Annotated in this window: 10 protein-coding genes; all 10 read left to right on the forward strand. The window is 60.7% G+C overall.

Going from position 1 to position 12,141, the window contains the following annotated elements:
* Positions 1–132 precede the first annotated feature (132 nt).
* The 10 genes from LK493_RS03330 to murC all read left to right on the forward strand — a co-directional run bounded on the left by LK493_RS03330 (position 133) and on the right by murC (position 12,137).
* The gene (locus LK493_RS03330; protein WP_006234269.1) at positions 133–567 is read left to right on the forward strand and encodes a division/cell wall cluster transcriptional repressor MraZ; all 435 of its coding nucleotides are present in this window, start codon (positions 133–135) and stop codon (positions 565–567) included.
* A gap of 20 nt (positions 568–587) precedes the next feature.
* Complete coding sequence (gene rsmH / locus LK493_RS03335; protein WP_227790115.1) at positions 588–1,553, forward strand: 16S rRNA (cytosine(1402)-N(4))-methyltransferase RsmH; 966 nt, start codon at positions 588–590, stop codon at positions 1,551–1,553.
* Positions 1,554–1,643: 90 nt separating this feature from the next.
* Positions 1,644–2,114 (forward strand): hypothetical protein, encoded by a 471-nt coding sequence (locus LK493_RS03340; RefSeq protein WP_022094483.1) that lies wholly within the window; start codon positions 1,644–1,646, stop codon positions 2,112–2,114.
* A 182-nt stretch (positions 2,115–2,296) separates the two neighbouring features.
* Complete coding sequence (locus LK493_RS03345; protein WP_321573264.1) at positions 2,297–3,997, forward strand: peptidoglycan D,D-transpeptidase FtsI family protein; 1,701 nt, start codon at positions 2,297–2,299, stop codon at positions 3,995–3,997.
* A gap of 126 nt (positions 3,998–4,123) precedes the next feature.
* Positions 4,124–5,548 (forward strand): UDP-N-acetylmuramoyl-tripeptide--D-alanyl-D-alanine ligase, encoded by a 1,425-nt coding sequence (locus LK493_RS03350; protein ID WP_227790116.1) that lies wholly within the window; start codon positions 4,124–4,126, stop codon positions 5,546–5,548.
* Positions 5,549–5,551: 3 nt separating this feature from the next.
* The gene (gene mraY, locus LK493_RS03355; protein ID WP_006234262.1) at positions 5,552–6,571 is read left to right on the forward strand and encodes a phospho-N-acetylmuramoyl-pentapeptide-transferase; all 1,020 of its coding nucleotides are present in this window, start codon (positions 5,552–5,554) and stop codon (positions 6,569–6,571) included.
* A 9-nt stretch (positions 6,572–6,580) separates the two neighbouring features.
* A complete protein-coding gene (gene murD / locus LK493_RS03360; protein WP_227790117.1) occupies positions 6,581–7,987 on the forward strand; it encodes a UDP-N-acetylmuramoyl-L-alanine--D-glutamate ligase in 1,407 nt (468 codons plus the stop codon).
* 35 nt (positions 7,988–8,022) lie between these two features.
* Positions 8,023–9,516, forward strand: coding sequence for a putative lipid II flippase FtsW (gene ftsW, locus LK493_RS03365; protein WP_227790118.1), 1,494 nt, complete (start codon positions 8,023–8,025; stop codon positions 9,514–9,516).
* Positions 9,506–10,621: an undecaprenyldiphospho-muramoylpentapeptide beta-N-acetylglucosaminyltransferase gene (gene murG / locus LK493_RS03370; RefSeq protein WP_227790119.1), complete on the forward strand. Its 1,116-nt coding sequence runs from the start codon at positions 9,506–9,508 to the stop codon at positions 10,619–10,621. Before ftsW ends, murG begins: the two co-directional genes overlap by 11 nt.
* Before the next feature lie 97 nt (positions 10,622–10,718).
* Complete coding sequence (gene murC / locus LK493_RS03375) at positions 10,719–12,137, forward strand: UDP-N-acetylmuramate--L-alanine ligase (RefSeq protein ID WP_227790120.1); 1,419 nt, start codon at positions 10,719–10,721, stop codon at positions 12,135–12,137.
* Positions 12,138–12,141: the final 4 nt, after the last annotated feature.

A 12,141-nucleotide genomic window follows, 5' to 3' on the forward strand; every position in this document is an offset into this window, starting at 1 on the left:
GTGGGGCGGGGTGGGGGAAGGGGTGGGGAAAGGTGTTGAAAAATGGGGCGGTTCCCCATATTATTGATGACGTCGACAGGCGGGGTGGTTCCCCGCGTACGTGCCATCTGAGTAACCGAGGGGAGGGCGCACATGGGAATGACTGGTGCATACGAGCGCAATCTCGATGCAAAAGGTCGTCTATCCCTGCCTGCACCCCTTCGCGAGGAGCTTGGAGAGCACGTTCGCGTGTTTAAAGCCCTGGATGTCGATGCTCTGTACGTGTTCTCTGCCGAGGCCTTCGATAAGTGGGTCGAAGGACTCTTCGCGGGTCGTGAGGGCCACGAGGGTTTTAACCCGCGTGACATTAATGACCAGAAGCTCATGAGGGCGATCAACAAGCGCACCACGTCGATGGACGTGGACAGCGCCGGTCGTATCGGTCTTTCCGAGTCTCTCCGCAAGCAGGCGAACCTCGACCGCGAGGTCACGGTTGTGGGCAACTACGACCACCTTGAGGTTTGGGATCGCGCCGCGGCCGATGAGGACGATGACGATGAGGCCCTGCTGGACCTCTTCTTCTCGTAAGGGCAAGGCACGGGTAACGGATGGAGCGTGGGATCTTGACACAAGAATATCGGCATGAACCTGTCATGCTCGGCGAAGTGCTTGAGTCGCTGCGGCTAAAGAGCGGCTCCGTTGTCTGCGATTGCACCCTTGGCGGTGCCGGCCATTCGGTAAAGATGGCCGCGCAGGTGGGGGAGACGGGCCTTTTGCTCGGCGTCGATCAGGACGACATGGCCCTCGAGGCCGCTGGCGCCCGTCTGGACCGCGAGGTTCCCGGAGTTCCGCACCAGCTGCTGAAGGGCAACTTCGGCGACTTGGACGAGCTGCTTTGCTCGGCCGAGGTGCCCGGGGTCGATGGCTTCCTGTTCGATTTGGGCGTTTCGTCACCGCAACTCGATATCCCTGGCAGGGGCTTTTCGTATAACGAGGACGCCCCATTGGACATGCGGATGGATCCGGGTAATAACACCTTAAACGCAGCTGAGGTCATCAACACCTATAACGAACACGACCTCGCCCGGATTCTACGCGTCTACGGCGAAGAGAAGTTTGCCTTGCAGATCGCGCGCGAGATCGTGCGCCGCCGCGAGCAAGAACCGATCGAAACCACCGGCCAATTTGTCGAGATCATCAAGGCGGGTATCCCGGCTGCCGCTCGTCGGCATGGCGGACACCCGGCCAAGAAAAGTTTCCAGGCCATTCGCATCGAGGTCAATCACGAGCTCGATGTGCTCGAACGAGGGCTTGATGCCGCCACCAGGTGGCTCAACCCGGGCGGACGTATCTGCGTCATCTCGTATCACTCGCTCGAGGACCGTATCGTAAAGAACCACTTTAAGGAGATGAGCCAGGGGTGCACGTGTCCGCCGGAGATTCCGGTGTGCGTGTGCGGCAACGTGCCGATACTCAAGGTCATCACCCGCAAACCCTTGGTTGCCCAGCCTGATGAGGTTGAGCGCAACCCTCGGGCGAGATCAGCCAAAATCCGCGTGGCGCAGCGTCTGTAGGCGCGACCGCGCGATATTGGACCTCCCGCTCGCACCATAAACGAAGTTTAAACACACTACCAACGTACTCGGGATGGGAGGCGGCATATCATGGGCTACAACACTTCAAGCGCAGCACTCGCCTATGATATGAACGCCATGCCCGCCTATCGTGAGACGCCGCAGGCCCCCGTTGCTCCCCGTGAGCAGCGCACGCCGCGCTTTGATGTCTACACGGGCGCGGGCCGTCAGGCAAACCAGGCGGTAAGCCCGGTTTTCATGAGCGTTCTTAAAACGTTTTGCATCATTGCGGCTATCTTCATGACGATCGGCGTCGCCCGCGTGGCACTCGCCGGCGTTACGGCCCAGGTGCTCAACAGCAACGCCGAGCTTACCAACACGCTCGAAAAGGCGACCGATGAGAGCTCCGACCTGGAGGTCATGCATTCGGTCTATGGCGCCGACACGCGCATTCGCGACCTTGCGGGCGCTTATGGCATGGTGGAGCCCAGCGAGAGCGTTACACTTGACTTTTCGCAGGATGCAGCCGCGGGCGCCAACGCGACCGCGACCGCTCAGTAGCAAGACGGTAGCTGAGTATGACAAATGACTATCGCCGCGGTTCCGATGGGGGCCGCGGTTCTGGACGTCCCTCGTCGCGGGGACGTTCTGGTTATCAAGGAACGGGTCGGCAATCTTACAACGCCGGGCGGTCCCGTGGCAACGACCCGGCGTCGCGACTTCGCGGCTCGGGCGGCCCTCAAGTGCATAACACCAGGTCGCGCAAGAGTTCGTCGACCGAATGGCTCACAGGCGCACCTCTGCCTCGCCGCAAAGCCGTCATGGGCTTCATCGGGCTTGGCTTGGGCTTGGGCGTCTTTCGCCTTGCCGACTATCAAATTGTCGAAGCCGATAAACTGCGCGAGCGTGCCGATGCGCGCCGCCTGCTTGCGCAGACCCTCTATGCCAAACGCGGCACCATCTACGACCGCAACGGCAACGTGTTGGCGTCGTCGGTCGAATGTCGCAACATCGCCGTGAACCCGCAGCTTGTCGAGGATGTTGACAAGACGGTGTCGGCGCTGGTCAAGGCAACTGGAATCGATAAAAAGACCTGCCGCAAGCTCGTTGAGTCCGATGGAACCTGGGTGTATATCAAGCGCCAGGTGGACGAAGACGATGTTGCGCCGCTGGAGAAGAAGAACCTGCCCGGCGTGCTTTTTGAGCAGGCCATGAAGCGCGTATATCCATACGGCAATCTGGCATCGCAGGTGCTGGGTGTAGTGAATGTAGACAACGATGGCTTGACGGGTCTCGAAAAGCAATACAACAAGCTTCTGACCGGCACGAACGGTTCTCTCGTACGCGAGCGCGCGAGGGACGGCAGCTATATTGCGGGCGGTGCCTATAAAAAGGTGGCTGCGGTCGACGGCGTTGATATCGTGACGACGCTCGACGTCAATATCCAGCGTGCGGCCGAGGATGCCCTGGCAGAGGCAGTTGAGAAGACTAAGGCCAAGAACGGCTCGGCGCTGGTCACCGATCCTACGACAGGCGAGATTTTGGCAGCCTGCTCGTACCCGACCTACGACCAGACCGATCTGGAGAATGCCAAGACCGAGGATATGAATCTGCGCCTGGTCACCGACGCCTACGAGCCCGGCTCGGTCTTTAAGACGCTCGTGGCGGGCGCCGGCTTCGACTTGGGCGTCGTGCGATCGAGTACGTCGTTTGAGGTGCCGGCGAGCATCAAGGTGGGCGACGATACCGTCACCGATGCCGACAAGCGCGACTATGCCATGACCATGGATGTGCGCGAGATGATGCGCCGTTCGTCCAACGTGGGCTTTGTCCTAGTGGGGCGCAAGATCGGTGCCGACGACTTTGCCGCCTATGTGGACAAGTGGGGCATCGGTCACAGCTCGGGTGTCGATTTTCCGGGAGAGAGCCTGGGTATCGTCAAGGAGCGTGACCAGTATGACGGCGCCACGCTGGGCTCGATGAGCTTTGGACAGGCACTGTCCGTCTCGCCGATTGAGATCGCACGTGCCGTGGGCGGCATCGCCAACGGCGGCGTGATGATGACACCGCACTTCTATAAGTCCAGCAAAGGCGACGAGAAGGACTGGGGCGAAGGCGAGCGCGCGATTTCGGAGGACGCCGCATCCCAGGTGACATCGTGCATGCAGACGGTCGTGTCCGAGGGAACGGGCGTTGGCGGCGCGGTTGACGGCTATGACGTGGCGGGTAAGACCGGTACGGCCGAACGTGCCGACGAGAACGGCGGCTACCTCAAGGAGAACTACATGTCGTCCTTTATGGGCTTTGCACCGGCACAATCGCCCAAGGTGCTGTGCTATATCACGCTCGACGGAACGCCGAGCGGCTCAGATGCCGCTGCGGTGCCGTTCCAGTCCATTATGGCCAACGCGCTCGACGTGCTGGGTATCCCGCACACGAAGTAGGGGGTTACAATCTTTGGGGCGTGGTTTGTTGTCCCATATGAGGGTGTTCACATGCCCTGCACCACGCATGCGCGGCGCTGGGATACAATACGCCGATAGCATTATTAGGTTTACAGGGGAGCTGCAATGATAGAGATCGCCGTCAACAACCTCGCGGCCGCAACAGGGGCCCGAACCGTGACGGGAGAAGCCGATCGGGTATGCCGCGGGTGCGTTATCGACTCGCGCCAGGTCGAGGAAGGGACGATTTTCGTCGCCTTTCCCGGTGAAAACGTCGACGGCAATGATTTTGCTTCCCGTGCCGTCCAGTCGGGTGCCGGCGCCGTCGTGATGACGCGTGAGCCCGAGGCCGAGCTGGTCTCGCTGGCGCAGGACAAAGGATGCGCCATCCTGCTGACCGATGATCCCGAGGAGTTTCTGCTGCGTTTGGCGCACGCGTATCGCCTGGAGCTTGGCTGCCTGGTCGTTGGCATTACCGGTTCCATCGGCAAGACGACGACCAAGGACGTGCTCGCCGCCGTGCTCGCCAAGCGCTATCGTGTCTGGGCCACCAAGGGCAATTTCAATAACCTGATCGGCATGCCGCTCACGGTGCTTTCCGCTCCGGCCGATACCGAGGTCCTGGTGCTCGAGATGGGCATGAACCATTTCCACGAGATCGAGCGCCTTTCCCAGTCCGCCAATCCCAACTTTGCCATCGTGAGCAAGATCGGCACCTCTCACATCGGCATTTTGGGCAGCCGCGAGAACATCGCCCGCGCTAAGGCCGAGATTGTCCAGGGTATGCGCGCCGCCGGCGACTTCTTGCCGCTGCTGGTTTTGGGCGGTGAGGACGACTTTACGCCGTTCATTCGCGATACGTTCGCCCAGCCTGCTGGTATCGATGTGATGCTGGCCGGCGTCTCGGACGATGATGAGGTCCGTGCCCGCGACATTCGTGTTGATGACGAGGGCCGTCCGGTCTTTACGCTCGATTTTGGCCAGGGTGAGACGACCGATACCATGCTTGCCATCCCCGGCGTGCAGTCCGTCCCAAATGCCGTTAAGGCCGCCGCAGTTGCCTATCGCTTGGGCGTGACGCCCGAGCAGATCGATGCTGCCTTTAGAGGCCTCACGATCACCGGTCACCGCCAGGAGATCAAGCGCGCCAAGAGCGGTGCCCGCGTCATTGACGATTCCTATAACGCCAGCGCCGAATCCATGGCTGCTGGTCTCGATCTACTGTGCTCGCTTTCGTGCACGGGGTCTCGCATGGCGATCCTGGGCGAGATGGGCGAGATGGGCGATGAGGCTCCTCGCATGCATGAGCTCGTGGGCGCCTATGCCGCCGCCAAGAAGCTCGACATGCTGGCGTGCGTGGGTGGTGAGCTGGCCCAGCTTATGGCCGATGCCGCGCGCATGATGGGTATGGACGAGGACCGCATCCAGGTGTTCTCCGATTATCAGCAGGTGCTCGACCGCATGGGCGGCGCGCTTGAAAAACATGATGTTGTACTGGTCAAGGGTTCCCGCTTTGTTGAGCTCGACCGCTTTGTGGAAGGTGTGTGCTAGCCCATGTTCGGCAATCCCTCGTATCCAACGTATCAGGCTTTTTTGGGGCTTGGCATCGCCGCTGCCATTGCGCTGCTGCTCATGCCGTGGTGGATCAAGCTGCTCAAGGTCGAGGGTATCGGCCAGCAGGTTCGTGCCGACGGCCCCAAGCGTCATTTGGTTAAGCAGGGAACGCCCACCATGGGTGGCGTTGTCATCCTCGTCGCGATCTCGCTGACCTGCCTGCTGATGGGCAAGCTCACCACCGAGCTCGTGCTCGTGCTGCTCGCCACGCTGGCGACCGGCGTGCTGGGCCTGATCGACGACCTGACCTCCGTTACGCATGGGCGCTCGCTCGGTCTGACGCCTCATGCCAAGATGATCGGCCTAACCATTATCTGTGTCACCTTTACGGTACTTGCCGTTAACTGGTGCGGCGTCGCCCCCGAGATTCGTTTTCCCGGCGGCCTGACGATTGACCTTGGCGTGCTTTCGACCACCATCTGCGGCCTTTCGTTCCCGTGGCTCTACATTGTCTTTTGCTGGCTGATGATCGCCGGTCTTTCTAATGCCGTGAACCTGACCGATGGCCTTGATGGTCTTGCTGGCGGCACCTCCATGATCGCCATGCTCGCCATGGCTGCCATGGCGTTTTTGCACGGAGACGTGAACCTGTCCATCTTCTGCACCGCGTGTGCCGGTGCCTGCTTGGGCTTTCTGTGGTTCAACTGCTATCCGGCGAGCATCTTTATGGGCGATACCGGCTCGCTTGCCCTGGGCGCCGCGTTTGCCTGCACGTCCATCATGACCAACACCGAGGTCGTCTCCCTCATCATCGGCGGCCTGTTTATCGTTGAGACCCTGTCGGTCATGATTCAGGTTGTCTACTTCCACTTTACGCACAAGCGCGTCTTCCTTATGGCGCCCATCCATCATCATTTCGAAAAGAAGGGCTGGGCCGAGACCAAGGTCGTCATCCGTTTTTGGATTATCGCTGCTGCCTTTGGTGCCGTTGGCCTTGCCCTGTTCTTCCAGTTGGGATAGTGGTCTTTCATGCCTCTTGCTGATGTCTTTAGCCTGCTCGTTTTGGGTCAGGGCAAATCCGGTCTCGATGTCGCCCGCTGGGCGCTGGCACATCCCGAGCGCGTAAGTGCCGTTACCGTGTATGGCGGTGGCACCTCTGAGCCCAATGACGCCACGCGTGCGCTCGAGGCTGCTGGTGCGTCGTTTGTCTATGGGACCGAACAGGTCGAGGGCGCCTATGACGTATGCGTGACGTGCCCGGGCATCTCGGAGTTCTCGGGCTTCTTTAAGGCCGGGCGCGAGCGTGCCGCCCAGATTATGGGTGAGCCCGAGTTTGCCTATCGCCTGTCGCCCGATAACTGGATTGCCATCACGGGCACCAACGGCAAGACGACCACCACGTCGCTGACTGATTATCTGCTTAAGGCTGCCGGCGAGGCCAGCGTTGCTGTCGGCAACATCGGCGAGCCGCCGGTCAACGAGATTGACGGCCGAGCCCACAACGAGTGGTTTGTGGCTGAGCTCTCGAGCTATCAGATTGCTACGACAACCGAGCTCCACCCCCGCGTGGCGGTGCTGCTCAACATCACTCCCGACCACTTGGGCTGGCATAAGAGCCATAAGAACTATGCACTTGCCAAGATCAAACTGTTTGACAATATGGTCGATGACGATCTGGTGGTTGTCGACGTCGAAGACGCCGGCATTCACGAGTTCGATGAGTACATCTATACGCCGGGTCGTCGCATCTGCAAGGTTGCCTTTGACGAGCCTGAGGGCGAGGATGCCGCCTTTGTGCGCGACGGCAAGATGATCGTGCGTCTGAAGGGTGTCGAGACCCCGCTCATCGCTACATCCGAGCTCAAGATCTCGGGCCATCACAATGTTATCAATGCCCTGTGCGCTGCCACGGCTGCCTTGGCTGTCGGTGCCGATGTCGATGGTGTCTGCCGCGGTCTTGCCTCGTTCCAGCCGCTCGAGCACCGCGTGGAGCCGTGTGGCGAGATTGACGGCGTGCGCTACGTCAACGATTCCAAGGCGACCAACACCGATGCGGTCGAGAAGGCGCTGACGGCATTTCCCGATGACGATGTGATCTTGCTGCTCGGCGGCCACGATAAGGGCACGCCGCTCACGGACTTCGCGCGCGTCGTTATGGACAACGTGCGCTCGGTCGTCTGCTTTGGCGATGCGCGCGAGCGCTTCACCGCCGCTATGGACGAGGCCGATGTCGATGGCGATGTGGATATCGCCCAGGCGGATGACCTACGCGACGCCGTGGACGTTGCCCGTTCGTTGTCGAGCCGTGGCGACGTGATCTTACTTTCACCTGCCTGCTCTTCGTTCGATGAGTTCTCGGGCTATGAGGAGCGCGGCCGCGTGTTTAAGGACTACGTGGCCCAGCTTGCCGCTGCGGCGAAATCACAAATGGAATAGGGGTTGCGGTGAGAGAGGAGAGCCCCCGACAAGGTATGAGGAGGCCCGACTCGGACCGTGCTTCCTCACGTCGCACCACACCGCGTTCCGGCCGCGGCGGGCAGTCGTTTAGCGAACGCTATATTGCCGGCGTTCCCGCCCGTATCATGCGCCCCCGTTTGATATTCATGGCCTGCTTGTTTACCTTGGTATGCTTTGGCCTGCTGATGGTGTACTCGGCGTCTTCGGTCGAGGCGCTGCACGAGAATGGCTCGGCGACGTTTTTTCTGGGTCGACAGGCCGCGTTTGCCGTGGTCGGTGTTCTGGCGCTGATTGCCATCGTGCGCGTTTTGCCGGACAGCTGGTTTGGGGAGGATGTGCTCAGGATCTTTCTTATCGGCATGATAGGGCTACTGCTTCTGGTGTTCTTGGTGGGCAGCGGCAGCCGCGGCGCCACGCGCTGGCTCAACATCGCCGGCATTCAGTTCCAGCCTTCCGAGTTTTTAAAGCCATTTGCCATTGCGTATTCGGCCATCATGCTTGATCGCTTCTTTTCGCCCGGTGGCAACATCAACGAATTCCTTCGCAAGATGGGCATCTACCTTGGCATTTCGCTCTTTCTGATCTTTATCCAGCCCGATTTCGGTACTGTCCTGATCATCCTGTTGACCCTCATGTGCATGGCGTTGTTTGCGGGTCTCGACCCCAGATTTATCATCGGCGTGCTAATCTTCGGCATTCTCGTGATCGTGATTGCGCTTGTCGCAGAGCCGTACCGTATGGTGCGTATTCAGGTTGCCTTGAACCCTTGGGCCGACGAGTATGGTGACGGCTATCAGGCCACGCTTGCCATCATGGCCTTTGCCTCGGGCGGTCTGTTCGGCCGTGGCATCGGCAACTCAACCATGAAGTACTCGTATCTGCCCGAGGCACACAACGACTACATCTTGGCCATCATTGGCGAGGAAGTCGGTTTTGTCGGAACCGTGCTGTTCTTCTTGGTGTTTGCGATGCTGATCTACTCGGCGTTTCGCATTGCCGAGCAGGCGACCGATCGTCGGGGCGCGCTCATGGCGTCTGGCTCCGCAGTCATTCTCGCGGTGCAGTTTTTGATTAACGCGCTGGGCATCCTCAACGTATTTCCCATGACGGGCAAACCGTTGCCGTTTATTAGCTACGGCGGTTCGTCGATTATTGTGTCGCTCATGCTTGCCGGGTTGATCCTGCGCGTTTCGTACGAGAGCGCCCGCCGCGATGAGTATGACCGCCGCCGTGAGAGCTTTGCCGTTATGGATGAGAGCACCGCCGGCGTGCCCCACGTGCGCGGCGAGCGATCTTCGCGTAACGGTTTTACCGTCCTGGATGGCTCTGCGACCGAGCCGGCAGCCCGCCCGCGTCAGCGAACGGCGCCGCAAGGTCGTCCTCAGCGCTCCAGCCCTCGCAATGCGGGCGGCGGATATAATCGAATCGATTTGAACTCGGACCCGTCGGCGCGTCTGCGCACCGACGACCAGGGACCGCGTGTACGAAGGGACTACCATGACCGATAAGATGACCGTTGCTATTGCAGCCGGCGGTACGGCAGGACACATCAACCCCGCGCTCGCCTTGGCCGAAGAGCTGCGTGATCGTGGCCACCACGTTGTGTTCGTGGGCCAGTCGCGCAAGCTCGAGGGTCGTCTGGTCCCTGAGGCTGGGTTTGATTTTGTGCCCATTACGGTCACGGGCTTCGACCGCTCCCGTCCTTGGACGGCGCTGACCTCGCTATGGCGTGTCAACAAGGCCAAGCGTGCGCTCGCCAGTCATTTCTCAAAGGTCGGCAAGCCCGATGCCGCCATCGGTTTTGGTGCCTATGTCGAGGTTCCGCTGCTGGGGTGGTGCAAGGGCGCGGGTGTTCCGTATCTGCTGCATGAGCAGAACTCTGTTCCGGGCCTGGCCAACAAGATGATGAACTCCCACGCCGCCCGCGTGTGCATCTCGGTGCCGGCAGCGCGCTCGGTCTTTGAACGCGAAGGTGACCCTGACCACGTGCTCATGACCGGCAACCCCGTACGTCGCTCGGTGATCGAGGGCGATCGCGCTCGCGGCCGCAAGGCACTTGGCGTTCCCGAGGACGCTACGCTGCTGCTCGTCTTTGGCGGTTCACTTGGCGCCCAGCACCTCAACGAGCGCGTGGTCTCGCTCAAAAACGAGCTGCTTTCGCGCAAGAACCTCTATGTGTTGCATTCGACGGGTGCCGACGGCTTTGAGGAGACCGAGAGCGCTTTGGCGCTGACGCCCGAGGAGGCGAAGCGTTACCGCGTCCAGCCTTACATCGACAACATGGGCGATATGCTGGCTGCTGCCGATTTGGTGCTCTCGCGTTCGGGCGCATCGAGCGTGGCCGAGATCGCTGCACTCGCCGTGCCTTCGGTGCTCGTGCCGTACCCGCATGCGACGGCCGACCACCAAACCACCAATGCCCGGTATCTGGTCGACGCCGGGGCCGGTGTGCTCTGCGCCGATGCCGATATCGACGGTTCTGCCTTTGCCGATGAACTGCTGCACCTGGTCGATGACGCGGCGGCGCGCGACGCCATGCGTCAGGCGGCGCGTGGTCTGGCCCAGGATAGGGCCGCCGCTCTTCTGGCGGATGCGGTAGAGGGTTTGCGTTAGTTAGACGGGATATCGTCGGTCGCCCTCGCGCTGATGCGGTAGGTGCGGTACAGTTAACGGGTTACAGGCAGTGTTTACGCAAGGAGTACACGAGCACATGGCTGATTCCCAGACTGCAACCTCCGCGCCCGAGTTTAAGAGCGCCCACTTTATCGGTATCGGCGGCGCCGGCATGAGCGGCATCGCCCTCGTTCTGCACGAGCGCGGTTATGCCGTTACCGGCTCCGACCTTAAGACGTCACGTTATATCCGCCAGCTTACCCGCGCTGGTGTGAAGGTGCATGTGGGCCATGAGGCCGCCACGATCGACGAGGTCAAGCCCGACGTGGTTGTTGTCTCCACCGCTATTCCGGAGTCCAACCCCGAGCTCGTGCGCGCTCGCGAGCTTGGTATTCCCGTGTGGCCCCGTGCCAAGATGCTCTCTGCTTTGGGCCACGGCTACACCACCGTCGCTGTTGCCGGCACGCATGGCAAGACCACCACGTCTTCGATGTGCGCCACCATGCTCGACCGCATGGGTCTGGATCCGAGCTTCCTGATCGGTGGCATCGTCGAGGGCTATGACACGAACGGCAAGAACGGCTCGGGCGACTACTTTGTCGCCGAGGCCGACGAGTCCGACAGCTCCTTCCTGTTCCTGGACCCCAACGTGGTCATTGTGACCAACGTCGAGGCCGATCACCTCGATCACTACTCGGGTATCGAGGAGATCGAGGCAACTTTCGCCAAATTCATGAGCCTGGTGGGCGAGGACGGCACCGTCATCGTCTGCGGTGAGGACCCGCATCTGGTCGAGCTCGCCAAGTCGACCGGTCGACGCGTGCTTTCCTACGGCTTTGCCGAGAGCAACGACATCGTCTGCATGCACCCGGATGTCAAGGGCATCCAGAGTGACTTTATCGTTCGCTTTGAGGACGGCACTGAGCATGCCGTGGAGATCAAGAGCAATCCCGGTCGCCACAACATGCTCAACGCCACGGCGGTGCTCACCGTCGCCCATGTCCTGGGCCTTGACATCGACGCCGCCGCCAAGGCGCTCTCGAGCTTTGAGGGCGTCCGCCGTCGCTTTACCCACGTGGGCGATATCGATGGCATCACCGTGGTCGATGATTACGGCCATCACCCCACCGAGATCAAGGCGACGCTTGCTGCCGCTTCGTCGCTGGGCTACAAGCATGTCGACGTCGTGTTCCAGCCGCACCGTTATTCGCGCCTGCAGGCCCTGTGCGACGACTTTGCCGACGCATTTGCCAATGCCGATAAACTGCTGCTGATTGATGTGTTCTCGGCTGGCGAGATGCCCATTCCGGGTGTCACCTCTAAGATGCTCGCCGATACCGTGCGCGCCAAGCATCCTGGCAAGGAGGTCGTGTACTGCTCCAGCCGTCTTGAGCTCAATCAGGAGCTCGAGCAGATGGTGGGCGCGGGCGACCTGCTGCTCACTATGGGTGCCGGTGACGTTACGACCGTCGGCCCCGAGTTCATTGAGTATCTGACTGCCAAGAAAGACGCTTAAGTCT

The organism is Collinsella aerofaciens, from assembly GCF_020709435.1.
GTDB classification, from domain to species: domain Bacteria; phylum Actinomycetota; class Coriobacteriia; order Coriobacteriales; family Coriobacteriaceae; genus Collinsella; species Collinsella aerofaciens_AU.